This window comes from Streptomyces sp. NPDC057694 (assembly GCF_042799415.1).
Lineage (GTDB): Bacteria > Actinomycetota > Actinomycetes > Streptomycetales > Streptomycetaceae > Streptomyces.
Map to the genome: position 1 here is coordinate 1 of NZ_JBHVIX010000027.1, position 24,156 is coordinate 24,156.

General features: G+C 71.4%; 22 protein-coding genes. 14 read left to right on the top strand and 8 right to left on the bottom strand.

Annotated elements, in window-relative coordinates; genetic code table 11:
• From ACFVDP_RS36660 to ACFVDP_RS36670, 3 genes are all read left to right on the top strand, one after another.
• Nucleotides 1–1,401, top strand: a 1,401-nt coding sequence (locus ACFVDP_RS36660) for a molybdopterin molybdotransferase MoeA (protein ID WP_383499550.1), incomplete at its 5' end; no start/stop codon positions are given.
• Nucleotides 1,402–1,519: 118 nt separating this feature from the next.
• Nucleotides 1,520–2,611, top strand: a complete 1,092-nt coding sequence (locus ACFVDP_RS36665; protein WP_383499553.1) for a potassium channel family protein — start codon at nucleotides 1,520–1,522, stop codon at nucleotides 2,609–2,611.
• Between the two features lie 49 nt (nucleotides 2,612–2,660).
• A complete protein-coding gene (locus ACFVDP_RS36670; protein ID WP_383499556.1) occupies nucleotides 2,661–3,641 on the top strand; it encodes an NAD(P)H-quinone oxidoreductase in 981 nt (326 codons plus the stop codon).
• A gap of 30 nt (nucleotides 3,642–3,671) precedes the next feature.
• Here the strand turns inward: ACFVDP_RS36670 and ACFVDP_RS36675 are convergent, their stop codons facing one another.
• A complete protein-coding gene (locus ACFVDP_RS36675; protein WP_383499558.1) occupies nucleotides 3,672–4,091 on the bottom strand; it encodes a hypothetical protein in 420 nt (139 codons plus the stop codon).
• Nucleotides 4,092–4,279: 188 nt separating this feature from the next.
• On the opposite strand from ACFVDP_RS36675, the gene ACFVDP_RS36680 reads away from it, so the two are divergent.
• Together ACFVDP_RS36680 and ACFVDP_RS36685 are read left to right on the top strand one after the other, a co-directional pair.
• Nucleotides 4,280–4,819 (top strand): bacterial proteasome activator family protein, encoded by a 540-nt coding sequence (locus ACFVDP_RS36680; protein WP_383499561.1) that lies wholly within the window; start codon nucleotides 4,280–4,282, stop codon nucleotides 4,817–4,819.
• 354 nt (nucleotides 4,820–5,173) lie between these two features.
• Nucleotides 5,174–6,775 (top strand): protein kinase, encoded by a 1,602-nt coding sequence (locus ACFVDP_RS36685; RefSeq protein WP_383499564.1) that lies wholly within the window; start codon nucleotides 5,174–5,176, stop codon nucleotides 6,773–6,775.
• Between the two features lie 31 nt (nucleotides 6,776–6,806).
• Here ACFVDP_RS36685 and ACFVDP_RS36690 read toward each other — a convergent pair whose 3' ends face one another.
• A complete protein-coding gene (locus tag ACFVDP_RS36690) occupies nucleotides 6,807–7,259 on the bottom strand; it encodes a pyridoxamine 5'-phosphate oxidase family protein (RefSeq protein ID WP_383499567.1) in 453 nt (150 codons plus the stop codon).
• Nucleotides 7,260–7,378: 119 nt separating this feature from the next.
• Nucleotides 7,379–8,038: a response regulator gene (locus ACFVDP_RS36695; RefSeq protein WP_383499572.1), complete on the bottom strand. Its 660-nt coding sequence runs from the start codon at nucleotides 8,036–8,038 to the stop codon at nucleotides 7,379–7,381.
• Between the two features lie 384 nt (nucleotides 8,039–8,422).
• Between ACFVDP_RS36695 and pdhA the strand changes: the two genes are divergently transcribed.
• Genes pdhA through ACFVDP_RS36710 form a run of 3 tightly spaced genes read left to right on the top strand, consistent with a single transcriptional unit; the run spans nucleotide 8,423 to nucleotide 12,019 of the window.
• Complete coding sequence (gene pdhA / locus ACFVDP_RS36700; protein WP_383499575.1) at nucleotides 8,423–9,655, top strand: pyruvate dehydrogenase (acetyl-transferring) E1 component subunit alpha; 1,233 nt, start codon at nucleotides 8,423–8,425, stop codon at nucleotides 9,653–9,655.
• A gap of 1 nt (nucleotide 9,656) precedes the next feature.
• A complete protein-coding gene (locus tag ACFVDP_RS36705) occupies nucleotides 9,657–10,637 on the top strand; it encodes an alpha-ketoacid dehydrogenase subunit beta (protein WP_383499578.1) in 981 nt (326 codons plus the stop codon).
• Between the two features lie 17 nt (nucleotides 10,638–10,654).
• On the top strand, nucleotides 10,655–12,019 hold the full coding sequence (locus ACFVDP_RS36710; protein ID WP_383499581.1) for a dihydrolipoamide acetyltransferase family protein: 1,365 nt from the start codon (nucleotides 10,655–10,657) through the stop codon (nucleotides 12,017–12,019).
• A gap of 67 nt (nucleotides 12,020–12,086) precedes the next feature.
• Here ACFVDP_RS36710 and ACFVDP_RS36715 read toward each other — a convergent pair whose 3' ends face one another.
• The gene (locus ACFVDP_RS36715) at nucleotides 12,087–12,944 is read right to left on the bottom strand and encodes a D-alanyl-D-alanine carboxypeptidase family protein (RefSeq protein WP_383499584.1); all 858 of its coding nucleotides are present in this window, start codon (nucleotides 12,942–12,944) and stop codon (nucleotides 12,087–12,089) included.
• A 186-nt stretch (nucleotides 12,945–13,130) separates the two neighbouring features.
• On the opposite strand from ACFVDP_RS36715, the gene ACFVDP_RS36720 reads away from it, so the two are divergent.
• On the top strand, nucleotides 13,131–13,787 hold the full coding sequence (locus tag ACFVDP_RS36720; protein ID WP_383499587.1) for a GntR family transcriptional regulator: 657 nt from the start codon (nucleotides 13,131–13,133) through the stop codon (nucleotides 13,785–13,787).
• Entirely contained in the window at nucleotides 13,784–15,091 is a 1,308-nt protein-coding gene (locus ACFVDP_RS36725; protein WP_383499590.1) for a nitrate/nitrite transporter, read from the top strand. Before ACFVDP_RS36720 ends, ACFVDP_RS36725 begins: the two co-directional genes overlap by 4 nt.
• A gap of 143 nt (nucleotides 15,092–15,234) precedes the next feature.
• Here ACFVDP_RS36725 and ACFVDP_RS36730 read toward each other — a convergent pair whose 3' ends face one another.
• On the bottom strand, nucleotides 15,235–16,059 hold the full coding sequence (locus tag ACFVDP_RS36730) for a maleylpyruvate isomerase family mycothiol-dependent enzyme (protein ID WP_383499592.1): 825 nt from the start codon (nucleotides 16,057–16,059) through the stop codon (nucleotides 15,235–15,237).
• Nucleotides 16,060–16,241: 182 nt separating this feature from the next.
• On the opposite strand from ACFVDP_RS36730, the gene ACFVDP_RS36735 reads away from it, so the two are divergent.
• The gene (locus ACFVDP_RS36735; RefSeq protein ID WP_383499595.1) at nucleotides 16,242–17,045 is read left to right on the top strand and encodes a carbon-nitrogen family hydrolase; all 804 of its coding nucleotides are present in this window, start codon (nucleotides 16,242–16,244) and stop codon (nucleotides 17,043–17,045) included.
• Nucleotides 17,046–17,455: 410 nt separating this feature from the next.
• On the opposite strand, the gene ACFVDP_RS36740 is transcribed toward ACFVDP_RS36735, so the two are convergent.
• On the bottom strand, nucleotides 17,456–17,956 hold the full coding sequence (locus ACFVDP_RS36740) for an LURP-one-related/scramblase family protein (protein ID WP_383499598.1): 501 nt from the start codon (nucleotides 17,954–17,956) through the stop codon (nucleotides 17,456–17,458).
• Nucleotides 17,957–18,136: 180 nt separating this feature from the next.
• Between ACFVDP_RS36740 and ACFVDP_RS36745 the strand changes: the two genes are divergently transcribed.
• Together ACFVDP_RS36745 and ACFVDP_RS36750 are read left to right on the top strand one after the other, a co-directional pair.
• The gene (locus tag ACFVDP_RS36745; RefSeq protein ID WP_383499601.1) at nucleotides 18,137–19,630 is read left to right on the top strand and encodes an FG-GAP-like repeat-containing protein; all 1,494 of its coding nucleotides are present in this window, start codon (nucleotides 18,137–18,139) and stop codon (nucleotides 19,628–19,630) included.
• Nucleotides 19,631–19,804: 174 nt separating this feature from the next.
• Nucleotides 19,805–21,121, top strand: coding sequence for a hypothetical protein (locus ACFVDP_RS36750; RefSeq protein ID WP_383499605.1), 1,317 nt, complete (start codon nucleotides 19,805–19,807; stop codon nucleotides 21,119–21,121).
• Here the strand turns inward: ACFVDP_RS36750 and ACFVDP_RS36755 are convergent.
• Nucleotides 21,051–21,932: a YhjD/YihY/BrkB family envelope integrity protein gene (locus ACFVDP_RS36755; protein WP_383499608.1), complete on the bottom strand. Its 882-nt coding sequence runs from the start codon at nucleotides 21,930–21,932 to the stop codon at nucleotides 21,051–21,053. The genes ACFVDP_RS36750 and ACFVDP_RS36755 overlap by 71 nt on opposite strands.
• 164 nt (nucleotides 21,933–22,096) lie before the next feature.
• Here ACFVDP_RS36755 and ACFVDP_RS36760 point away from each other — a divergent pair, with 164 nt between their 5' ends.
• On the top strand, nucleotides 22,097–23,911 hold the full coding sequence (locus tag ACFVDP_RS36760; RefSeq protein WP_383499613.1) for an NHL domain-containing thioredoxin family protein: 1,815 nt from the start codon (nucleotides 22,097–22,099) through the stop codon (nucleotides 23,909–23,911).
• Between the two features lie 10 nt (nucleotides 23,912–23,921).
• On the opposite strand, the gene ACFVDP_RS36765 is transcribed toward ACFVDP_RS36760, so the two are convergent.
• A complete protein-coding gene (locus tag ACFVDP_RS36765; protein ID WP_383499616.1) occupies nucleotides 23,922–24,143 on the bottom strand; it encodes a DUF6458 family protein in 222 nt (73 codons plus the stop codon).
• Nucleotides 24,144–24,156: the final 13 nt, after the last annotated feature.

Below are 24,156 nucleotides of genomic sequence, written 5' to 3' on the forward strand. Positions count from 1 at the left end.
GCCCCCCATCCCCGTACGACCGCACCCGGTACGACCGCACCCGGTACGACCCAACCCCGTGCGACGGATCCCGCCGCAACAGCATTCCGCGTCGCGGCCAGTGCCGTCGACGCGCTCGATGCCGTCGCTCCCGTCCCCGTGGACGAGAACCAACTGCCGCTCCCCGGGCTCCCGTTCCCCGCGCCCGCCCCGCCACCGCCGCCTGCGGTGGAGCCCGCGGCGGCCGAGGAAAGCGGACCCGAGCCCGTGCGCGTCCCGCCGGGCGCCGTCCGCGTCCCGCTCGACGAGGCACTCGGTCTCGTCCTCGCCGCGTCGCTCACCGCGCTGACCGACCTGCCGTCCTTCGACACGTCCGCCATGGACGGCTGGGTCGTGGCCGGGCCGGGTCCCTGGGACGTCCGTGACGAGGGGATTCTCGCCGGGCACGATCTGCCGCCGGTGCTCTCCGACGGGGAGGCGGCGGCGATCGCGACCGGCGCCCGGATCCCGCCGGACACCACCGCCGTCATCCGCTCCGAGCACGGGCATCTCGACGCGCAGGGCCGACTGCACCCGCTGCGCGACGTCCGGCACGGGCAGGACATCCGTCCGCGCGGCCAGGAGTGCCGCAGCGGCGAACTGCTGCTGCCCGCGGGCGCCGTCGTCACCCCGGCGGTGCTGGGCCTGGCGGCCGCCGCCGGTTACGACGAGCTGGTCGTCGTGCCCCGTCCCCGGGTCGAGGTGCTCGTCCTGGGCGATGAGCTGCTGACCTCGGGGCGGCCCCGCGAGGGTCTGATCCGGGACGCGCTCGGACCGATGCTGCCGCACTGGCTGCGCGCGCTCGGTGTCGAGGTCACGGCCGTGCGCAGGCTCGGCGACGACGCGAAGGCGGTGCTCAGGGCGGTACGGAAGTCCACCGCCGACCTCGTCGTCACGACCGGCGGCACGGCCTCGGGCCCGGTCGACCACGTCCACCCGACCCTGCGCGCCGTCGACGCCGAGCTCCTCGTGAACGGTGTCGCGGTCCGCCCCGGCCACCCGATGCTGCTCGCCCGCCTCAAGGAGGGGCAGCACCTCGTCGGCCTGCCCGGCAACCCCCTCGCGGCCGTCTCCGGGCTGCTCACGCTCGCCGAACCGCTGCTGCGGGAGCTGTCCGGCCGGGCCGGGCACACGGAGCCGTACAGCTCTCCGCTGCACACCGCCGTCCACGGGCACCCGGGCGACACCCGCCTGGTCCCGGTCGTCGTACGCCAGGACGAGGGCAGCGGGCACGACTGGGCGGTGCCGCTGCGCTACAACGGCCCGGCCATGCTGCGCGGCATCGCCGCCGCCGACGCCCTCGCGGTGATCCCGCCGGGCGGCGCCAAGGAGGGCCAGGAGGTCGAGATCCTCGACCTGCCCTGGTCCTGGGGGTCACGATGACCGCCGAGCCCCGCACCGCCCACTCCCACATAACCGAGCCCCGCGCGGCCGGGGTCCGCACGGTCGGACCCCGGCCCACCGGGGCTCTCAACTCGCGCGCAGAAGAAGGGTGTTTCACGTGAAACTGGCCGGCCATGACGCCATGGCGCGCCAAGCGGACGAGCGTACGACGACCTACCGGGTGAAACTGCCCCGGCGGATCGTCGAGCGGCCGCTGCGCCAGGTCGCCCGCCGTGTCCTGATGGCGCTGAGCGTCCTCGTGGCCACCGCGCTGATCGTGTGGGGCGACAGCGGCGGCTACAACGACACGTCCGACGGCGTGGTCGACCTGCTCGACTCCTTCTACTACGCGACCGTCACCCTCTCCACCACCGGCTACGGCGACATCGTGCCGGTCAGTGACTTCGCCCGTCTCATCAACATCTTCATCATCACGCCGCTGCGTGTGCTCTTCCTGATCATCCTGGTCGGCACCACGCTGGAAGTCCTCACCGAACGGACCCGGGAGGAATGGCGTCTGAACCGCTGGAGGTCCACCTTGCGTGACCACGTCGTCGTCGTCGGCTTCGGAACCAAGGGCCGCAGCGCCGTGGAGACGGTCTGCGCCACCGGTCTGAAGCCCGAGCAGGTCGTGGTCGTCGACCCCAGCGCCAAGGCCATCGAGGCCGCCACCGCCCTCGGCTACGCGGGGGTCACGGGGGACGCGACCCGCAGCAGCGTGCTGCTCCGCGCCGAGGTGCAGCGGGCCCGGAAGATCATCGTCGCCACCCAGCGCGACGACACCGCGGTCCTGGTGACGCTGACGGCTCGGCAGCTGAACCGTGCCGCGAAGATCGTCGCCTGTGTCCGCGAGGAGGAGAACGCGCCGCTGCTGCGCCAGTCGGGCGCCGACGCCGTCATCACCAGCGCCAGCGCGGCGGGCCGTCTGCTCGGCCTGTCCGTGCTCAGCCCGCACGCGGGCATGGTCATGGAGGACCTGATCCAGAAGGGCAGCGGCCTCGACCTGGTCGAGCGGACGGTGACCAAGCCCGAGGTCGGGCTCAAGCCGCGCGACACCGACGACCTCGTGGTCAGCGTCGTCCGCGGACACCGCATGCTCGGCTACGACGATCCGGCGGTCGGCACCCTCCAGCTCACCGACCGGCTGATCACCATCGCGCGCGTCACGCCCACCCGCCAGGTGGTGCCCGACACGAAGCCGCTGCCGTAGGCCCGACACCTAGCCGCTTCCCCAGGGCACCGGGAGTAGCCTCGCGGCCATGTATGCGATCACGATTCCGGAACCCGGCGGACCCGAGGCGCTCGTCTGGACGGAGGTCCCCGACCCCGTGCCCGGCGAGGGGGAAGTCCTCGTCGAGGTCGTCTCCAGCGCCGTCAACCGCGCCGATCTGCTCCAGCGGCAGGGCTTCTACAGCCCGCCGCCCGGTTCGTCCCCGTACCCCGGTCTGGAGTGCGCGGGGCGGATCGCCGCGCTCGGGCCCGGGGTCTCGGGCTGGTCGGTCGGCGACGAGGTGTGCGCGCTGCTGGTCGGCGGCGGCTACGCCGAGAAGGTCGTCGTGCCCGCCGGGCAGCTGCTGCCGGTGCCCCGCGGCATCGACCTCGTCACGGCCGCCGCGCTGCCCGAGGTGACCTGCACCGTCTGGTCGAACGTCTTCATGATCGCCCACCTGCGTCCGGGGGAGACCTTCCTGGTGCACGGCGGGTCCAGCGGCATCGGCACGATGGCGATCCAGCTGGCGAAGGCCGTCGGCGCCAAGGTCGCGGTGACCGCGGGCACCAAGGAGAAGCTGGACTTCTGTGCCGAGCTGGGCGCGGACATCCTGGTGAACTACCGCGAGCAGGACTTCGTCGAGGAGATCAAGAGCGCCACGGACGGCGCCGGCGCGGACGTCATCCTCGACAACATGGGCGCCAAGTACCTGAACCGCAACGTCGACGCCCTCGCCGTCAACGGCCGGCTCGCCATCATCGGCATGCAGGGCGGGGTCCAGGGCGAGCTGAACATCGCGGCGCTGCTCGGCAAGCGCGGTGCCATCACGGCGACCACGCTGCGGGCCCGCCCGCTCGCCGAGAAGGCGGCCGTCGTCGCGGCGGTGCGCGAGCACGTGTGGCCGCTGATCGAGGGCGGCCATGTGCGCCCGATCGTGGACAGCAGGCTGCCGATGAGCGACGCCGCGCAGGGCCACCGGGTCCTGGAGGAGTCGGGCCACATCGGCAAGGTGCTGCTGACGAACGCGTAGCCCCTGCCGGTCACCCGGGTCCGGGCCCGGTCAGCGGCGCAGTCGTAGCGCCAGGAAGCCGAGCCCGAGCCCGGTCAGCAGCAGCCCCGCTCCCAGCGGCAGTACGTCGGCGAGCGGCCCGCCGAGTCCCCGCTGCACGACGGACTGCCGTGCGGCGGAGGGCCGCTCGGTCTCGCGCGGCTCGGGGGTCGCGGCCGGTTCGGAGGCGGGCGGCGGCGCCGCGGTCTCGGACTCGTCCGGCGCGGGCAGCTCCCGCCCCGGCGGCGTACGGCCCACGCCCGCCCGGCTGCCCGCGAGGGACCCGTGCGGCGAGGGCTCGGCCGCGTACGAGATCGGAGCCGCGGACCGGAGCGGGACGACAGCCGCGTACGAGACCGGGCCGCCCCCCACGAACAGCGGCAGCGTGAACAGAACGGCCAGCGCGCCAGCCGCCCACCGAAGCCGCCGCATGCCCTGCCCCTTCCGCCGCGCGTGCGGGGATCGGCCCACTGCGGGGGTCCGATCACCCGATGCCTGCGATAAGCCTCACATAGCTGGATTAAACGGGCACGCCGGATTTAGGGCCCGGCCGGACGGTGGATCAGCCGGTATAGGGGGCACCACGGTCATGAGAGTGCTCGGTGCGAGAGAATGGCGGCATGGAGATGCCGAGGAACGAACAGTCGCCGGAGAACCCGCAGATCTTGGTCGTTGGCCAGGACGGAATGGCTCTGGGCGGCGGTGGAGACGACGGCTCCCGCGAGGTCCCGGTGACGGAGATGGTGGAACAGCCCGCGAAGGTGATGCGGATCGGCAGCATGATCAAGCAGCTGCTCGAAGAAGTGCGCGTGGCTCCGCTGGACGAGGCGAGCCGGCAGCGGCTCAAGGAGATCCACGCCAGCTCCGTCAAGGAACTGGAGGACGGGCTCGCCCCCGAGCTCGTCGAGGAGCTGGAGCGGCTCTCCCTGCCCTTCACGGACGACGCGACGCCGACCGACGCCGAGCTGCGCATCGCGCAGGCCCAGCTGGTGGGCTGGCTGGAGGGCCTCTTCCACGGCATCCAGACGACGCTGTTCGCCCAGCAGATGGCGGCCCGCGCCCAGCTGGAGCAGATGCGCCGCGCACTGCCGCCGGGCGTCGGCGGCGACGAGGACGAGGACCCGCGCACGGGCGGCCGCTCGGGCGGCCCGTACCTGTAGGGCGGCCGCACGACGAAAGAGTCGGAGAGACGGGTCCAGCCCGCGCGAGCAGCGCGGGCCGGACCCGTCTTTCGTGCTGTGAACGCTCCGCGTGAGCTTGGCCACCGCCCATCGGGGCGGGATGGCCCGTTACGTGACCGTAATGCCAGGCGGTGGTCGGCGGACCTGCACAGAATTGGTGCGCACGATTTGCATGGCGTGCACGGCAACGGGTTTGATGTCCGGTCCGTCTCGGGCCGGGGCGGTGTCCGGAGCCTGTAGCGTGGCCGCGACGGAGACCGTAATTCACCACCGCGCGTCCTCCGACGGGATACAGGAATCCGGCAGTACGGACAGAAACGACGGCGAGGACCGATGGCACAGGCAGGCGCTCAGGGCCCGTCCGACCCCGAAGCGACTGGCGGCGGCATGTCAGATGCGCCGGAGCTGTGGGGCAACGGCGGGCTCGTCGGGGACGGCCGGTACCGGCTGACCCACAGACTCGGCCGGGGCGGCATGGCCGAGGTGTTCGCGGCCGAGGACGTACGCCTCGGGCGTACCGTCGCCGTCAAGCTGCTCCGCTCCGACCTCGCCGAGGACCCGGTCTCCAAGGCCCGCTTCACGCGTGAGGCCCAGTCGGTCGCCGGCCTGAACCACCACGCGGTCGTCGCGGTCTACGACTCCGGTGAGGACTACGTGAACGGCTCGACCGTTCCGTACATCGTCATGGAGATCGTCGAGGGCCGCACCATCCGCGACCTTCTGCTCAACGCCGAGGCGCCGGGCCCCGAGCAGGCCCTGATCATCGTCTCCGGGGTCCTGGAAGCGCTCGCGTACTCGCACCAGCACGGCATCGTGCACCGCGACATCAAGCCCGCGAACGTGATCATCACCCACGCCGGTGCGGTCAAGGTGATGGACTTCGGCATCGCACGCGCCCTGCACGGCGCCCAGTCGACCATGACGCAGACCGGCATGGTCATGGGCACGCCCCAGTACCTCTCCCCCGAGCAGGCTCTCGGCAAGGCCGTCGACCACCGCTCGGACCTCTACGCGACGGGCTGCCTGCTCTACGAACTGCTCGCGCTGCGGCCCCCGTTCACCGGTGAGACGCCGCTGTCGGTCGTCTACCAGCACGTCCAGGACTCCCCCGTGCCGCCGTCCGAGGTCTCGGACGCGGTGCCGCCGGAGCTGGACGGCCTCGTCATGCGCTCCCTCGCCAAGGACCCGGACGACCGGTTCCAGACGGCGGAGGAGATGCGCGGGCTCGTCCAGTACGGGCTCCAGATGCTGTACGAGCAGGGCGGCCACACCGGCACCTGGAACACGGGCCCGGTCGGCATGCACGAGGGCGGCGGCACCCCGGCGATGGGCGTCGCGGCCACCACGGCCATGCAGCACCCCGGCGACCACAACACGGCCGCTCAGCCGATGCTGCGCCCGCCGGGTGACGACGGCGGCTTCGAGGGCGGCGGCAACAAGGGCGGCGGCCGCGGCAAGCTGTGGATCGTGGCCGTGCTCGCGGTGATCGCGATCGCGGTCGGCGTCGCCTGGGCGATGAGCAACAGCGGGGGCGGCGGGGGCGGCAAGACGAAGGAGTCGACGACGCCGACCCAGTCCGAGACGAAGAAGTCCAAGGAGCCCTCGGACGAGGCGACCACCGAGGACACCGGGACGGGCAACTCGGACGACTACACCAACCAGCCCCCTCAGCAACCGACGACGCAGGCGCCCACCACCCGGGAGCCGACCAGCGAGGCCCCGTCCGACACCGGTTCGCCGACGGACGGCACGGACGGCGGTCAGAACACGGGCGGCGGCGGCACCGACGGCGGCACGGACGGTGGCACGGACGGCGGGACCGACGGCGGGACCGACGGCGGTACGACGGACGGCGGCACCGACGGCGGTGCGACCGAGGGCAACACGGCGGGCAACGGCGGCGCGACGCCGACGCCCCCGACCGCCACGCCCTGACCCCGCTAGGCGGCCTTCTCCGGAAGGCCGCTCAGCCCCGCCGCACCCGCCCGGCCGCAGGCTCCACCGCGGCGGACCCGCCCCGCAGCTCGTGCACCGTCATGAACTGCGGGGTGACGTGCAGATAGACCGGGTCGTAGACCGTGCCGTCCGCGAAGTGCGGGGCGGAGCCGAAGAGTTCGAGTTCGGCGGTGCTGGGCTCGACCAGCTCGCAGGTGCCGACGCACTGCACCGACCACTGACCCCCGTCGCCCGGGCGCTCTGCGCCGAGGTTGTCCGCGCCGTACGCGACGACGCTGCCGACGCACGCCTGGTGGTAGTCGTATCCCCGGTGCATGCGCAGCAGCAGGCGGCCGTCGGCCACGACGTGGCGGGCGGCGGCGAGGAAGGGCAGGGCGCGCATGCTGGTGGCGACTCTCCCGTACGGCACACGGGAGAGAAGCTCGAAGCCGCGGTCCAGGTCCGGCTGCGTCTCGGAGGGCATGTCACCACCATGCGATGCCGACACCGCGCCGGAAAAGAGGAGCCCGCCCCGAGGAGACGGGACCTACGTCCCGTGTGGGCGGGCAGCCGGGTGAGCGGACGGTGACGGCGCGAGCGCGCTCAGCGCTTCTCGGCCTGCAGACGGGCGACGTACGCGGCCGCCTGGGAGCGGCGCTCCATGCCGAGCTTCGACAGCAGGCTGGAGACATAGTTCTTGATCGTCTTCTCGGCGAGGTGGAGGCGCTCGCCGATCACGCGGTTGGTCAGGCCCTCGCCGATCAGGTCCAGGATCCTGCGCTCCTGGTCGGTGAGGCCGGACAGCCGGTCGTCCTCCTTGCTGCGGCCGCCGTCGCGCAGCCGCTCCAGGACCCGGGCGGTGGCGACGGGGTCGAGCAGCGACTTGCCCGCGGCGACGTCCCGTACGGCCGTCAGCAGCTCATTGCCCCGGATGGCCTTGAGGACATAACCCGAGGCACCGGCCATGATCGCGTCGAAAAGGGCCTCGTCGTCCGCGAACGACGTCAGCATCAGGCACTTGATCGACTCGTCCTGGGAGCGGATCTCCCGGCACACCTCGACGCCGCTGCCGTCCGGCAGCCGCACGTCCAGGACGGCGACGTCGGGCCGGGTGGCGGGGATGCGCACCAGCGCGTCGGCCGCGGTACCCGCCTCGCCGACGACCTCGATGTCGTCCTCCACGGAGAGCAGCTCATGGACGCCCCTGCGGACCACTTCATGGTCGTCGAGGAGAAATACCTTGATTTTTCCGTCTTCGCGCACGGGGTAAGTCTCACATACGGACTCGTGCCGCGCTCTAGATGACCAAGGGGTGACCGGGATAACGTGCCGGTGTTCCGGCCCCCTGCCACGCTGGTACCAGGTGCCGTCGCACAGCTGTTGACCTGCGGGCTTCCCGTCCGAGATGTGATTACTAGGAAATCCAATCAAGCACTTACTTGGAAATCCAAGCAAAATCGCAGGTCAGATGGGGTTTCGCAGATGTGTGACCCACTGGGTAACGTGCTCGGTGAAGGGTGCTTGCCGGAGCACTTGTCGCGCCTGTCTCCGACAACCTCGCACCCACCCCGTGCGTGGACGGATCAGGCGAGCCGAGCCGACTGGCCATCCGGCAATCCCGGGGGCCGGACCGACCGAGGAGCACACGTGACCGTTGACAGTGCTGCCAGCACTGGCGCAGCGCGCACCCCGCGCAAGCGGGCCGCCGCGAGCAAGTCCGCGGCGAGCAAGCCTGCCGCGAGCAAGTCCGCTGCGAGCAAGTCTGCGAAGAAATCCCCCGGGAGGACCGCAGCAGCCAAGGGACAGCCGGACCTGGTCCAGCTGCTGACCCCCGAGGGCGAGCGGGTCAAGGACACCACGTACGACAAGTACGTCGCCGACATCACCGACGACTCCCTGCGCGGCCTGTACCGCGACATGGTGATGGCCCGCCGCTTCGACGCGGAGGCCGTCACGCTGCAGCGCCAGGGCGAGCTGGGCCTGTGGCCCTCGCTGCTCGGCCAGGAGGCCGCCCAGGTCGGCTCCGGGCGCGCCACCCGCGACGACGACTATGTCTTCCCGACCTATCGCGAGCACGGCGTCGCCTGGTGCCGCGGGGTCGAGCCGGAGAACCTGCTCGGCATGTTCCGCGGCGTGAACAACGGCGGCTGGGACCCGAACAGCAACAACTTCCACCTGTACACGATCGTCATCGGCTCGCAGACGCTGCACGCCACCGGCTATGCGATGGGCATCGCCAAGGACGGCGCGGACTCGGCCGTGATCGCGTACTTCGGTGACGGCGCCAGCAGCCAGGGCGACGTCGCGGAGTCCTTCACGTTCTCCGCCGTGTACAACGCCCCGGTCGTGTTCTTCTGCCAGAACAACCAGTGGGCGATCTCCGAGCCGACCGAGAAGCAGACCCGTGTGCCGCTCTACCAGCGCGCGCAGGGCTTCGGCTTCCCGGGCGTCCGCGTGGACGGCAACGACGTCCTGGCCTGCCTCGCCGTGACCCGGTGGGCGCTCCAGCGGGCGCGGGACGGCGAGGGCCCGACGCTGGTCGAGGCGTTCACGTACCGGATGGGCGCGCACACCACCTCCGACGACCCGACGAAGTACCGGGCCGACGAGGAGCGCGTCGCGTGGGAGGCGAAGGACCCGATCCTGCGCCTGCGCGCCTACCTGGAGAACCACACCGACACCGGTGCCGAGTTCTTCACGGACCTGGAGACCGAGAGCGAGACGCTCGGCCGGCGGGTGCGCGAGGCCGTGCGCGGCATGAAGGACCCGGACCGGATGGCGATGTTCGAGCACGGCTACGCGGACGGGCACGCGCTCGTCGACGAGGAGCGGGCGCAGTTCGCCGCCTACCAGGCGTCGTTCGCGGAGGAGGGTGCCTGAGATGGGCGTACAGAAGCTTCCGATCGCCAAGGCGATCAACGAATCCCTGCGCACGGCGCTGGAGAACGACCCGAAGGTCCTCGTCATGGGCGAGGACGTCGGCAAGCTCGGCGGTGTCTTCCGGGTCACCGACGGGCTGCAGAAGGACTTCGGCGAGGACCGGGTCATCGACACCCCGCTCGCCGAGTCGGGCATCGTCGGCACCGCGATCGGCATGGCGCTGCGCGGCTACCGGCCCGTCGTGGAGATCCAGTTCGACGGGTTCGTCTTCCCCGCCTACGACCAGATCGTCACGCAGCTCGCGAAGATGCACGCCCGCGCACTCGGCAAGGTCAAGGTGCCGGTCGTCGTGCGCATCCCGTACGGCGGCGGCATCGGCGCGGTCGAGCACCACAGTGAGTCGCCCGAGGCGCTGTTCGCGCACGTGGCGGGCCTGAAGGTGGTCACGCCCTCGAACGCCTCGGACGCGTACTGGATGCTCCAGCAGGCCATCCAGAGCGACGACCCGGTGATCTTCTTCGAGCCCAAGCGCCGCTACTGGGACAAGGGCGAGGTCGACACGGAGGCCGTCCCGGCCCATCTGCACAAGGCCGTCGTCGCCCGCGAGGGCACCGACCTCACTCTCGTCGCGTACGGGCCGATGGTGAAGGTCTGCCTGGAGGCCGCCGCGGCGGCCGCCGAGGAGGGCACCTCCCTGGAGGTCCTGGACCTGCGCTCCATCTCGCCGCTGGACTTCGACGCCGTACAGAAGTCGGTGGAGAAGACGCGGCACCTGGTGGTCGTGCACGAGGCGCCCGTGTTCCTGGGCTCCGGCGCGGAGATCGCCGCCCGGATCACCGAGCGGTGCTTCTACCACCTGGAGGCGCCCGTGCTGCGGGTCGGCGGGTACCACACGCCGTATCCGCCGGCGCGTCTGGAGGAGGAGTACCTGCCGGGTCTGGACCGGGTGCTCGACGCCGTCGACCGCTCGCTGGCGTACTGAGGAAGAGGTCGAACGTCATGGTGCGCGAGTTCAAGATGCCCGACGTGGGCGAGGGCCTCACCGAGGCAGAGATCCTCAAGTGGTACGTACAGCCCGGTGACACCGTCACCGACGGGCAGGTCGTGTGCGAGGTGGAGACGGCCAAGGCCGCCGTCGAGCTGCCCATTCCGTTCGACGGGGTGGTCGGCGAGCTGAAGTTCCCGGAGGGGACGACCGTCGACGTCGGACAGGTCATCATCTCCGTGCGGACGGAGGGCGAGGCCGAGGGTGAGGCCGAGGCGGCGGCAGAGGTCGCGGCCCCGGTCGCCGCCGAGGAGCCCGCTGCCGAGGAGCCGAGTGGCCGGCAGCCCGTGCTCGTCGGTTACGGCGTCGCCGAGTCCTCCACCAAGCGGCGTGCCCGCAAGGACCCCGCGGCCGCCAACGGCTCGGCGGCGGCCGTGCTCACCGAGCAGCGCCCGCTGGCCAAGCCGCCGGTGCGCAAGCTGGCCAAGGACCTCGGGGTCGACCTGACCACCGTGATCCCGGCGGGCGCCGACGGGATCATCACGCGGGAGGACGTGCACGCGGCGGTCGCGCCGCCCGCGCCCGCCGCTCCCGAGGTCCCGGTCCCGGTGCAGGCCGCCGCTCCCGTCGCGGCTCCGGCCGTGGCGCCCGCGCCGTCGTACGACTCCGTGCGCGAGACCCGGATCCCGGTCAAGGGCGTGCGCAAGGCGACCGCGCAGGCGATGGTGGCCTCGAAGTTCACCGCGCCGCACGTCACCGAGTTCGTGACGGTCGACGTGACGCGCACGATGAAGCTCGTCGAGGAGCTGAAGTCCGACAAGGACATGGCCGGTCTGCGGGTCAACCCGCTGCTGCTCATCTCCAAGGCGCTGCTCGTCGCGATCCGGCGTAACCCGGAGGTCAACTCCTCGTGGGACGAGGGGACCGACGGCAAGGCCGAGATTGTCCAGAAGCACTACGTGAATCTGGGCATCGCCGCCGCCACGCCCCGCGGGCTGATCGTCCCGAACATCAAGGACGCCCACGCCAAGACGCTGCCCGAACTGGCGTCCGCCCTCGGTGAGTTGGTGGCCACGGCGCGCGAGGGGAAGACGTCGCCGGGCGCCATGCAGGGCGGCACCGTCACCATCACCAACGTCGGTGTCTTCGGCATCGACACCGGGACGCCCATCCTCAACCCGGGGGAGTCGGCGATCCTCGCCGTCGGAGCGATCAAGCTCCAGCCCTGGGTGCACAAGGGCAAGATCAAGCCGCGGCACGTCATGACGCTGGCGCTGTCCTTCGACCACCGGCTGGTGGACGGGGAGCTGGGGTCCAAGGTGCTGGCGGATGTGGCGGCCGTGCTGGAGCGGCCGAAGCGCCTTCTGACCTGGTCCTAGACCGGCAGGTACGACAGAAGGGGCGCCCCGTCCGACGGGGCGCCCCTTCCTGCTTGGCTCGCGGAACCTACTTCTTGAAGCCGTAGTCCATCAGCTTCTTGGCGTCCGACGTGCGGGCCGAGACCGACGACGACTTCAGGACCGTGCCGATCACCGTCTTGCTGCCGCGGGTCGCCGCGAACACCAGGCAGTAGCCCGCCTCCGGGCCGGAGCCGGTCTTCACGCCGATGGCGCCCGAGTACGAACCCAGCAGGGTGTTCGTGTTGGTCCACGTCATGTAGCGGTAGCCACCGGACTTGGTGGTGACCTTGCGCTTCGTCGACTTGGTCTTCACGACCGTACGGAACGTCGAGTTCTTCATGGCGCTGCTCGCGATCTTCGTGAGATCACGGGGCGTCGAGTAGTTCGAGCCCTTGCCGATGCCGTCGAACGAGTCGAAGTGGGTGTTCTTCAGGCCCAGCTTCTTCACATCGGCGTTCATCTTGCCGATGAACGACTTCACGCGCGCCGCGCGCGTCGAGCCCGAGCCGAACTTGTCCGCGAGGGCGTACGCCGCGTCGCAGCCCGACGGCAGCATCAGCCCGTAGAGCAGCTGGCGGACGGTGACCTTGTCGCCGACGATCAGGCGGGCCGACGACGCGCCGTTCTTGACGATGTAGTCGCTGTACGCCTTCTGGATCGTGACCTTGCTGTCCAGGTTCAGGTTCTTCTGGGCCAGCACCACCTTCGCGGTCATGATCTTCGTGGTGGAGCCGGTGGACCGGCGGGTGTCCGCGGCCTTGGTGAACAGGGACGAGCCCGTTCCGTTGTTCATCACGAAGCCGCCCTTGGCGGCGATGGTCGGCTTGGCCGGCGCGGTGGCCGCCTGGGCGGAGGTGGTCACCACTCCGCCGGCGAGCACCGTTCCCGCGACGAGAACAGCCATGCCCGTTATGCGTCTATTCAACTTGTACGCTCCAAATGCCCCTGGGGGGCTGCCCGTTGGGATAGGGCGCCCGCACACAAGAGACGAATGAGGCGGGTGAAGGGTTGCACTGTTTCGTGCGTCTTCATTTGTCCCGCATGGTGGACGACGGTCAGCTTGCGTACGTGTTGTATCTATGATGTGCGCATGCCCTCGACCGTCACCGAAAAACGCCCGCCCGCCGCGGAGCGCGTCTACGACCACGTGAAGCGCGCCGTGCTCGAACGCCGCTACGAGGGAGGGACGTTGCTCACCGAGGGCGAGCTGGCCGAGGCGGTCGGCGTCTCCCGCACGCCGGTCCGCGAGGCCCTGCTCAAGCTGGAGGTCGAGGGGCTGCTGCGGCTCTACCCCAAGAAGGGCGCCCTCGTGCTGCCCGTCTCCGCGCAGGAGATCGCGGACGTCGTGGAGACCCGGCTGCTCGTCGAGGAGCACGCGGTGCGCAAGGCCGTGCCCGCGTCGCCGTACCTCATCGAGCGGCTGACCGAACTCCTTGAGCGGCAGCGCGAGCAGGTCGCCGCCGGGGAACTGGCCGAGGCCGCCGCCACCGACCGCTGCTTCCACGCGGAGATCGTGCGCAGCGGCAACAACGCGATCCTCTCCCGCGTCTACGACCAGATGCGCGACCGGCAGCTGCGGATGGGCGTCGTCGTGATGCAGGCCCACCCGGACCGCACGGCGAAGACCCTCGCCGAGCACGAGGAGATCCTCGACGCGCTGCGCGCCGGGGACATGGAGGCGGCCGTCGCGGTGGTGCGCCGGCACGTCACGCGCGTGCGCGACCTGGCCCGGGGTGAGGACCGATGAGCAGCTCCGCCGCCCCGTCCCTGCCCGGCGATCCGCCCGGCGGCCGGCGGGCCGTCGTCGTGTGGTCGATCGGCGTCGCCGTGTACTTCGTCGCCGTCGTCTTCCGTACGTCGCTGGGGGTGGCGGGACTCGACGCCGTCGAGCGCTTCCACATCAACGCCTCGGCCCTGTCGACGTTCTCCATCCTCCAGCTGCTCGTGTACGCGGGCATGCAGATACCCGTCGGCCTGATGGTCGACCGGCTCGGCACCAAGAAGGTGCTCACGTTCGGCGTGGTGCTGTTCACCGTCGGACAGCTCGGCTTCGCCTTCTCCTCCTCGTACGGCATGGCCCTCGCCTCGCGCGCGATGCTCGGCTGCGGCGACGCCATGACGTTCATCAGCGTGCTGCGGCTCGGCACGCGCTGGTTCCCCGCGCGGCGCGGTCCGCTGGTCGCGCAGCTCGCCGGTCTGGTCGGCATGGCGGGCAACCTGGTCTCCACCCTGGTGCTCGCCCGGCTGCTGCACGGGGTGGGCTGGGAGACGGCGTTCGCGGGCAGCGCGGTCCTCGGCGTGCTCGTCCTGGTCCTGATGCTGCTGTTCCTGAAGGACCACCCCGAGGGGTTCGAGCCCGCGCCGCTGCCGACGGCGCACAAGGGCGCCGCGTACGTGCGCGCCCAGATCGCCGCCTCCTGGCGGGAGCCGGGGACCCGGCTCGGCCTGTGGGTGCACTTCACCACGCAGTTCCCGGCGATGGTGTTCCTGCTGCTGTGGGGGCTGCCGTTCCTGGTGGAGGCGCAGGGCCTGTCGCGCGGCACGGCCGGTGAGCTGCTGACGCTCGTCGTGCTCTCCAACATGGTCATCGGGCTCGTGTACGGGCAGGTGGTCGCCCGGCACCACGCGGCGCGGCTGCCGCTGGCGCTCGGCACCGTCGCCACCGTGGCCGTGCTGTGGGCGGCGCCCATGGCGTGGCCGGGGCAGTCGCCGATGTGGCTGCTGCTCGTGATGTGCGTGGGTCTTGGCGCGTGCGGGCCCGCCTCGATGATCGGCTTCGACTTCGCGCGGCCCGCCAATCCGCCGGAGCGCCAGGGCACCGGGTCCGGGATCGTGAACATGGGCGGCTTCGTCGCCTCGATGACGACCCTGCTGGCCGTGGGCGTGCTGCTCGACGCCACCGGGGACAACTACCGGATCGCGTTCGCCGCCGTGTTCGTGTTGCAGGGGGTCGGGGTGAGCCAGATCCTGCGGTTGCGGAAGCGGGCCGCCCGGGTCGAGCGGGAGCGGTTGGTCGCTTCTCGGGTGGCGTCGGTGCACGTGCCCGTTTGAGGCGGGGCGGGGCATGGGTGGACCCGGGCGGGGTCGGGGTGCGGGCCCGATGGGCGCTGGCCCCGCGCTGGGGGCCGCCTTGCCCACCCTGCCGCCCATGGCGGCAGATTGCCCAAGGCGGGGCGGAGGGGGCTTCGGACGGGCTACTGGGTGATGACCAGCGCGTGCAGGATGGCTGAGGCCAGGTCGGTGTCGCCCTCTGTCTTGATGCGGTCCGCCACCGCCTCGGGGGTGACGCGGCCGCAGGACAGACGGACGTAGGTCTCCCAGTCCAGGGCGAGCGTCGCGGCCGGGCCGAGCGAGGGGGCGCCGTCGATCGTGCCCTTGCCGTCGGCGTCCACGCGGACCGTGCGCATGAACTCCACCGGGCCGTGCACGTCGAAGACCACCGCCGAGTTCGCCGGGGCGCCCGCGTCCTTCGCGACGATCTTGGGGAGCACGGCGAGGAGCATGTCGCGGGCGACGTAAGCGCCCGGGGAGTCGAGATTGCCCGGCTTGCCGAGCGCCCACCGCAGGTCCTGCTCGTGCGCCCAGATGTCGAACGCCCGCCGCCGCAGGGCGAACTCCAGCGTCTCCTCCACCGCGCGCGGGCCGCGCACGATGGTCTCGGGCTCGCGGCTCTCGTTCCGCAGCTGCCGGGACCGACGGATGATCGTGTACTCCAGCTCGGAGGCCATCTCCGGCGCCGTGTGGTGACGGCGGACGTCGACCTGGACCTCCGTGTAGCGCTGCGCCTCCGTCTGTACGTGGTAGAGGTCGCGCGGCAGGGTGTGGATGGGACGGGGGTCGCCGAGCATCTCGCAGTCCACGCCGATGACGTGCGAGACGATGTCGCGCACCGACCAGCCGGGGCACGGGGTCGCCCGGCTCCACTCACCCTCAGCGAGCGGTGTGACCAGCTCGGATATCGCTTCCACGGAGTGGGTCCAGGCGTCGGCGTAGGACTGAAGGCTGGGGTGGAGACTCACGGAAGGGGACCCCTCGAGCGGTTGGTACGCGGGCGGTGACTTGGGCGGCGGGCACATGCGGCGTGGGTGTCTTGGGAGGCTAAGTTACGCTGCCCCGAGGCACCCCTGCAGTGCTTTCGTGTGACGATCGTAGGCCGTTATTGACGTCTAGCCGACGGCTCGAATGCCAGGACGGTGGTAGTGTGCGCGCCTCCCTCATCCAGATCGCAGCAAACGAGGACGAATCGGTCAACTCGCGCCGGGAACGTGTGAGTTCACTGGTACGGGATCAGGCCGGTTCCGCGGATCTCGTCGTGCTCCCCGAGTTGTGGACGACCGGGGCTTTCGCCTATGAGCTGTTCGCGTCCGAGGCCGAGCCGCTCGAGGGGCCGACCTTCGAGGTGATGTCCAAGGCGGCGCGGGACGCGGGCGTATGGCTGCACGCCGGGTCGATCCCGGAGCGAGACCCCGACGGGCCGCTGTACAACACCGCGCTGGTCTTCTCCCCCGACGGGGAGCTCGCGGCCGCCTATCGCAAGATCCACCGGTTCGGCTTCGACAAGGGCGAGGCGGTGCTGATGAGCGCCGGGCGCGAATTGGTGACGGTACGCCTTCCGGAGACCGTCGTCGGGGTGAGCACCTGCTACGACCTGCGCTTTCCCGAGCTGTACCGGGGGCTCGTCGGAGCCGGCGCCGAGACGCTGATCGTGTCCGCCGGGTGGCCCGAGCGGCGGCGCGCGCACTGGACGCTGCTCGCGCAGGCGCGGGCTGTCGAGAATCAGGCCTATGTGCTGGCCTGCGGGAGTGCCGGGACGCATGCCGGGGTGCCGCAGGCGGGGTGCAGCATCGTGGTGGACCCGTGGGGGGAGGTCGTGGCCGAGGCCGGTGCCGGGGAAGAGGTGCTCCGGGTGGAGTTCGACCCGGGGCGGGTCGGGGCCGTGCGGGAACAGTTCCCGGCGCTGAAGGACCGCGTGCTGGGGCTCGACGTGCCGGCGCGCTTGGGCTGACCGGTCGCGCGGGCCCGTCTGCCGGGACGCGGTCCGCCCGCGGGCGCGCGCCTCGTCGTGGCCGGTCGCGCAGTTCCCCGCGCCCCTGGGTAGTTCTCCGTCTGCGGCCCGGTGGGGCTTCTCGCGCAGTTCCCCGCGCCCCTGGGTAGTTCTCCGTCTGCGGCCCGGTGGCCGCTTCTCGCGCAGTTCCCCGCGCCCCTGGAGATGCGCACTTCGTGCGCTGTCTCCATCAGGGGCGGGCCGGTGGAGGTGCGCGGAGCGCAGCCTCAAGGGGAGGCGGCGCGAAGCGCCTGCCTCAGGGGCGCGGGGAACTGCGCGAGAAGCGGCCACCGGCCTGCGCACGACCGACAACCCGTAAAGGGGCGCGGGGAACTGCGCGACCAGCCCGCACCGGAGCCGCACCGGCGATGTCAGTCCACGTCGCCGCGTTCCTTCTCCGCGAGATGGATGACGCAGACCGCGACCGCGATCAGGAGGGCCGGGTCGGCGTCCTCGCGGATCACGTTCACCCCGTACGTGTCGCGCACCCGCAACCACCGCCGCGAGATCTCCGCGAGCAGCTCCCCCTCGTACTCGACGGCGAACTCCCGGTCCAGGATCTTCCCGCTCACATCGAGCTCGGTCTCACCGTCGGCCAGCTCGACCCGATAGTGGTTGCGCAGCAACGACAGCCGCTTGCGCCGCACGCGCGCCAGCTCCTCGTCGGCGCGCTCGATCACCATCGTGTCGCGCAGCGCGAACATCTTCTGGTGGATGTCGATGAGGACACGGCCGTCGGATCCCTTCAGCTCGAAGGTGTCGCGCAGCCGCATCGCCTTGCCGTCGACGAGGAACGCCTTGTGGCCGTTCTCGTCCTCGATCCAGTAGTCCTCGCCGATGGCGAAGAGCCGTTCCCTCACTTCGTAGCGCATACGTCGAGAGTGCCCCCAAGCCGCCGCCCGGACCCCTACCCGTTCCCTAAAGGAGCAGCGGCGTCCCAATACCCGTAGGAATCAAGACAGTTCAATGGTGGCTGCAACCATTTGTGGAACGCCTGTGTCCTTTGAGGTGGACGTGACTTTACGACTTGACCAATCGAAGGAACTCCTCACATGGCACGCGCACGACTTCGTCTCACCGCACCGCTGATGGCCGCCGCTCTCGCCGGAGCCGGCCTCACCGCTGTGTCGCTCGTTCCGGGGCAGGCGTCCGCCGCCACCGCCGGCAAGGCCGACCGCGCCGACGACTTCAACGGCGACGGCTACGCCGACCTCGTATCCGGCGCCGCGGGCGGCACCATCTCCGGCAAGGCGGGCGCCGGCTACGTCGCGGTGACCTACGGCTCGCCGACCGGCCTCAAGGCCGCCAACAAGACGCTGATCAGCCGCTCGACCGCCGGTGTCCCCGGTTCCGCCGCCGCCAAGGAGGGCTTCGGCGCCTCCGTCACGAAGGGCGACCTCGACGGGGACGGCTACAGCGACCTCGTCATAGGCAGCACCAAGTCCACCACCGGCGCCGTCATCCTGTGGGGCTCCGCCTCCGGCCTGACCGGCGGCACCGCGATCGACACGTACGGGCGTACGCCCCAGATCGGCGACTTCGACGGCGACGGCAAGGCCGACCTGGCGCTGCTCGCCGCGATGGGCTCCTACGGCGACGACCCCGAGCACCAGGCCGCCGCGCTGTGGAAGGGCCCGGTCACCCGGGCGGGCGCCCCCGCCAAGAAGCTGAACTTCATGGACAAGTCCGAGTGGTGGGGCTACGGCAAGGACGACGCCACCTGCGTGGACGACCAGTACGGCTGTGTCGACGGCCCGGACTCGACGACCGGCCCGGTCTTCTTCCAGGCCGTCGGCGACCTCAACGGCGACGGCCGCGACGACCTCGCCCTGCGCTCCTACAACGGCGACGGCCAGTGGAACAACACCGTCCTGTACGGCAGCGCCGCGGGCTTCAAGCGCGGCTGGGCCCCGGAGACCCAGGGCGCCCTGGCCGCCGGTGACGTGAACGGCGACGGCATCGACGACCTGGTCGTCGGCTCCGACCCCGAGGACTCCGACATCGGCGAGACGATGCAGAAGGTGACCCTCGCGTTCGGCACGAAGGACGGCCTGAAGGGCGACCGCACCCAGGAGTTCGACCAGTCCCTGCCCGGCTTCTACGGCGCCCAGGAGGACGGCGACCACCTCGGTTCCTGCGTCGCGGTCGGCGATGTCACCGGCGACGGCAAGGCCGATGTCGCGCTGGGCATCTCCGGCGAGGACTTCAGCGGCCTGACGGACGCGGGCGCGGTCGCGCTGCTGCCCGGCTCGGCGACCGGCGTCACCGGCACCGGTTCCGTCGTCCTGAACCAGAACTCGGCGGGTGTGCCCGGCGTCGCCGAGAGCGGCGACCTGTTCGGCTCCGACTGCGCCCTGCTGGACGTGAACGGCGACGGCAGCCGCGACCTGGCCACCTCCGCCACCGGCGAGAACGACTCCTCCGGCGCCGTGTGGACGTTCCCGGGCTCCGCGAACGGCGTCACCGGCACCGGCTCGATCGCCCTCAACCCGACCGACCTCGGCGCCCCCGACACCAAGGCGCTCTTCGGCAGCCCGCTGAAGTAGTAAGCGCCCCGCAGGGGCGCGGGGCTGTGTCGATATGCGGCTCCGCCGCGTGGGCGCGAGCAACCACAACGAGACCGCGGACGCATCTGCTCATGACCAGGCAGACGCGTCCGCGCTCTGTTTGCAGCGGACGCTCAACAGGCGAAACCCGCCCACTTCACGTCTCCTGTTCACATGACCAGGGACGACGAACTCGCCGCACTGAAGGCCCGAGTGCGCGAACTGGAGGCCAAGCGCCCCGAGCGCCGACGCTCCCGCCCGAAATCGGCCCTCGCCGTGGTCCTGGTGATCCTCGCGGCGCTCCTCACCCCGCTGGGCGTGGTCGCCGTCTGGTCGCACGCGCTGATCGGCGACACCGACCGCTACGTTCAGACCATGGCGCCGCTCGCCGACGACCCCGACGTGCAGAACGCCGTCGCGAACCGGGTGACCACGGCCGTCATGGACCGGATCGACGTCGCGGACCTGCTGAGCGGTGTCGCCCCCGACGACCGCCCCCTCCTGGAGAAGGCGCTCGGTGCCGCCGACGGCCCCCTGACCAGCGGCCTCACCTCCCTGGTCCGCAACACGACCGAGAAGTTCGTGTCGAGCTCCGCCTTCGCCACCGTGTGGGACCAGCTCAACCGCGCCGCCCACGCGGCCGTCGACAAGGCGCTGACCGGCCACGACGACGGCGCCGTGCAGGTCAAGGACGGCGAGGTCACCCTCGATCTCGCCCCGGTCGTCGACAAGGTCAAACAGTCCCTCGTCGACCAGGGGCTCACGGTCGCCGGGAACATCCCCGAGGTGCACACCAGCATCACCGTCATGCAGTCCACCGGCGCCCTCGCCAAGGCCCGCACCGGCTTCCGGCTGCTGCAACTGCTGTCCTGGGTGCTGCCCCTGCTCGTCGTGCTGCTGGCCGCGGGCGCGGTGCTGCTCGCCCGCCGCAGGCGCCGCGCCCTGATCACCGCCGCCCTCACGATCGCCGTCGGCGCGCTCGTCCTCGGCCTCGCCCTGTGGATCGGCCGTGCCGTCTACCTGGACGCCCTGCCCGCCGACGTCTCCCGGCCCGCCGCCGGCGCCGTCTACGACACCCTGGTCCGCTTCCTGCGCACGGCCGTCCGCGTCGTCGCCGTCGTCGGCGCGGTCGTCGCCCTCGCGTCCTGGCTGAGCGGCCCCGGCCGGTGGGCGCGTGCGGTGCGCGGCGCGTGGACCGGCGCGATCGGTTCGGTACGGGACACGCTGTTCACCGGCGGCTCCGGCACGTTCGGCCCGGTCGGCCCGTGGGTGCACCGGATGCGTACGTGGCTGAACCTGACGGTCGCCGCCGTCGCCGCGGCCGTGCTGATCGCCTGGTCCTATCCCACCGCGGCGGTGGTGTTCTGGATCGCGGTCGTCGCCGTCTGCGCGCTCGCCGTGATCGAGTTCCTCGACGCCCCTACGCTGCCGCCGCCCGCCCTGCCGGAGGAGTCCGCAGCCGACGCGCCACCGGCCGCTCCCGGGCGATGACGCACCCCGCGGAGATCCCCACGCACACCACCGTGAACAGCACGATCAGCCACGACAGCAGCGAGAAGACCAGCCCGAACGGCCCGAACTCGGCCAGCGAACGGTTCAGCGTGATCGGCATGTAGAGCTGCGAGGCCCACGACAGGGACACCACCCCCACCCCCGTGAGCAGCGCGCCCGGCAGCAGCGGCAGCCACGGCACCCGCCCGCCGAGCAGCAGGTGCTGCGTCCACCACCACAGCAGCACACTGGCGACGTACGACAGCGGGACGCCCAGCCACAGGCCCGCGCCGAAGCCGCCGCGCAGCACGTTCTGCAGGATGACGACGACGAGCCACACGCACAGCCAGGCCACCCACCGCCAGGCGATCAGCTTCAGCCCGGCCGGCGGCAGCCCCCACGACCGCTCGCACACCCGCTGCAACGCGCGGCTGCACGCGGTCGCCGACGCCAGCATGACCAGCGCGCCGACCACCCCCGACGTGTCCCGAACCGCCGAGTCCCCGCTGCCCCCACTCCCGTACACCTGCCGCACCTGGGCGAGCGAGTCGCCGTCGAGCCCGAGGGAGGCGCGCGCCGACTCCAGCATCTCCTCCCGTACGCCGGCGGGCGCGAACGCGGCGACGACGAACAGGATCGGGATCGCCGTCAGGAACGTCTGCGCGGCGAGCCGGGTCGCGGAGTCCAGCAGGTTCACGGCGATCAGCTGCTGCGCCAGCCGCGTGACGAACGGGAACTCCTCCTGAAGCCCCTTCACGCGTGCGGAGGCCCACGCGGTCGCCCGGCCGACGGTGCTCGTGTCGCTGCTCATAGCTGCCCAGCATGCGCACCACCCCGCCCGCCACCGCGCCACCGTGCGGCGCTTACCACCGGACGGCCTAGGGACGTGTTCCCGTTTACGCCGTAATCGGTTGCGCACGCCCCGTACCGGACCACGTCGACTCGGCCTCGGGGCACACGTGGCACCCTTGAATCATGAACGACTCCGTGCCTGCCCCCACCCCCCGCCGAGCCCGCGTCCGCGCCCCCGAGCTGGTCGGGCGGGGCGGCTGGCTGAACACCGGCGGTACGGAGTACACCCTCGCCGACCTGCGCGGACGCATCGTCGTGTTGGATTTCTGGACGTTTTGTTGCATCAACTGTCTGCACGTCCTCGACGAGCTGCGGGAGCTGGAGGAGAAGCACCGGGACACCGTCGTGATCATCGGGGTGCACTCGCCGAAGTTCGCGCACGAGGCCGAGCACGCGGCGGTCGTCGACGCCGTCGAGCGGTACGGGGTGGAGCACCCGGTGCTCGACGATCCGGAGCTCGTGACCTGGAAGCAGTACGCGGTGCGGGCCTGGCCCACGCTCGTCGTGATCGACCCCGAGGGGTACGTCGTCGCGCAGCACGCCGGTGAGGGGCACGCGCACGCCATCGAGAAGCTGGTCGAGGAGCTGGAGGCGGAGCACGCGGCGAAGGGGACGCTGCGGCGCGGTGACGGGCCGTACGTGGCGCCCGAGCCGGTCGCCACCGATCTGCGTTTCCCGGGCAAGGCGCTGCTGCTGCCGTCGGGGAACTTCCTGGTCAGTGACACGACGCGGCATCAGCTGGTGGAGCTCGCGGCCGACGGGGAGAGCGTCGTGCGGCGGATCGGGAGCGGGGAGCGGGGCTTCGGGCCCGAGTCGTTCAACGAGCCGCAGGGGCTCGCCCTCCTCGACGGGGACACCGTCGTCGTCGCCGACACCGTGAACCACGCGCTGCGCGCCGTCGACCTCACGACCGGCGCGATCAGCACCCTCGCGGGCACGGGCAAGCAGTGGTGGCAGGGGTCGCCGACCAGCGGTCCGGCCCGGGAGACCGACCTGTCGTCGCCGTGGGACGTGGCCGTCTTCGGGGAGAAGGTGTGGATCGCCATGGCGGGCGTGCACCAGTTGTGGACCTACGACCCGGAGCGGGAGACGGCGGCCGTCGCCGCCGGGACGACCAACGAGGGGCTGGTCGACGGGCCCGGCGCCGAGGCCTGGTTCGCGCAGCCGTCCGGGCTCGCGGCCACCGAGGAGCGGCTGTGGGTGGCCGACTCGGAGACGTCCGCGCTGCGGTACGTGGACCTGGACGGCGCCGTCCACACCGCCGTCGGCACCGGGCTCTTCGACTTCGGGCACCGGGACGGCGACGCCGGACAGGCCCTGTTCCAGCACCCGTTGGGCGTCACGGCGCTGCCCGACGGCTCGGTCGCGGTCTCGGACACGTACAACCACGCGCTGCGCCGCTACGACCCGGCGACCGGCGAGGTGAGCACCCTCGCCACCGATCTGCGGGAGCCGAGCGACGCCGTGGTCATCGGGGACGACATCGTGGTCGTCGAGTCCGCGCGGCACCGGCTGACCCGGCTGCGGCTGCCCGAGGAGGCCGTGCGCGTCGAGTCCGTCGCTCACCGCACGCAGCGTGCCGCCACCGAAGTGGCGGGCGGCAAGCTGCGGTTGGACGTCATCTTCCAGGCCCCGGCCGGGCAGAAGCTCGACACCCGGTACGGGCCCTCGACCCGGCTGCTCGTCTCGGCGACGCCGCCCGGGCTGCTCGTCGCCGGTGACGGTCCTGGTACCGATCTCGCCCGTGAGCTGGTCCTGGACCCGGCGGTGCCGGAGGGCGTGCTGCACGTCTCCGCCATGGCCGCGTCCTGCGACGACGACCCTGCCAACGAGTACCCGGCCTGCCACGTCCATCAGCAGGACTGGGGCGTGCCGGTCCGGGTCGCCGAGGGCGGCGCGGACCGGCTGCCGCTGGTGCTGGCGGGCATGGACGCCTGAGCGGGCGCCGTCAGATGCGGGGGCCCCGCTCGTCCTCGACCACGGTGGTGCGGTGCGGGCCGGCCATGCCCCGGCGGCGGCCGACGCTGCGGAACACGAAGAGCCCGATCAGGCCGACCACCATGAGGATCCAGCCGACGAGATCGAGGTTGACACCCTTCATGTGCCAGTCGGTCGCGAAGGCCAGGATCGCGCCGACGGCGACCAGGATGATGCAACCTCCCATACTCATGAGGTTCCCTCCC

Excerpts from the sequence above, each read along its gene's own strand:
- ACFVDP_RS36670 (WP_383499556.1), top strand. The coding sequence starts at position 2,661 with ATGTATGCGATCACGATTCCGGAACCCGGCGGACCCGAGGCGCTCGTC.
- ACFVDP_RS36675 (WP_383499558.1), bottom strand. The coding sequence starts at position 4,091 with ATGCGGCGGCTTCGGTGGGCGGCTGGCGCGCTGGCCGTTCTGTTCACG.
- ACFVDP_RS36680 (WP_383499561.1), top strand. The coding sequence starts at position 4,280 with ATGGAGATGCCGAGGAACGAACAGTCGCCGGAGAACCCGCAGATCTTG.
- ACFVDP_RS36685 (WP_383499564.1), top strand. The coding sequence starts at position 5,174 with ATGGCACAGGCAGGCGCTCAGGGCCCGTCCGACCCCGAAGCGACTGGC.
- ACFVDP_RS36690 (WP_383499567.1), bottom strand. The coding sequence starts at position 7,259 with ATGCCCTCCGAGACGCAGCCGGACCTGGACCGCGGCTTCGAGCTTCTC.
- ACFVDP_RS36705 (WP_383499578.1), top strand. The coding sequence starts at position 9,657 with ATGGGCGTACAGAAGCTTCCGATCGCCAAGGCGATCAACGAATCCCTG.
- ACFVDP_RS36710 (WP_383499581.1), top strand. The coding sequence starts at position 10,655 with ATGGTGCGCGAGTTCAAGATGCCCGACGTGGGCGAGGGCCTCACCGAG.
- ACFVDP_RS36715 (WP_383499584.1), bottom strand. The coding sequence starts at position 12,944 with ATGGCTGTTCTCGTCGCGGGAACGGTGCTCGCCGGCGGAGTGGTGACC.
- ACFVDP_RS36720 (WP_383499587.1), top strand. The coding sequence starts at position 13,131 with ATGCCCTCGACCGTCACCGAAAAACGCCCGCCCGCCGCGGAGCGCGTC.
- ACFVDP_RS36725 (WP_383499590.1), top strand. The coding sequence starts at position 13,784 with ATGAGCAGCTCCGCCGCCCCGTCCCTGCCCGGCGATCCGCCCGGCGGC.
- ACFVDP_RS36740 (WP_383499598.1), bottom strand. The coding sequence starts at position 17,956 with ATGCGCTACGAAGTGAGGGAACGGCTCTTCGCCATCGGCGAGGACTAC.
- ACFVDP_RS36745 (WP_383499601.1), top strand. The coding sequence starts at position 18,137 with ATGGCACGCGCACGACTTCGTCTCACCGCACCGCTGATGGCCGCCGCT.
- ACFVDP_RS36750 (WP_383499605.1), top strand. The coding sequence starts at position 19,805 with ATGACCAGGGACGACGAACTCGCCGCACTGAAGGCCCGAGTGCGCGAA.
- ACFVDP_RS36755 (WP_383499608.1), bottom strand. The coding sequence starts at position 21,932 with ATGAGCAGCGACACGAGCACCGTCGGCCGGGCGACCGCGTGGGCCTCC.
- ACFVDP_RS36760 (WP_383499613.1), top strand. The coding sequence starts at position 22,097 with ATGAACGACTCCGTGCCTGCCCCCACCCCCCGCCGAGCCCGCGTCCGC.
- ACFVDP_RS36765 (WP_383499616.1), bottom strand. The coding sequence starts at position 24,143 with ATGAGTATGGGAGGTTGCATCATCCTGGTCGCCGTCGGCGCGATCCTG.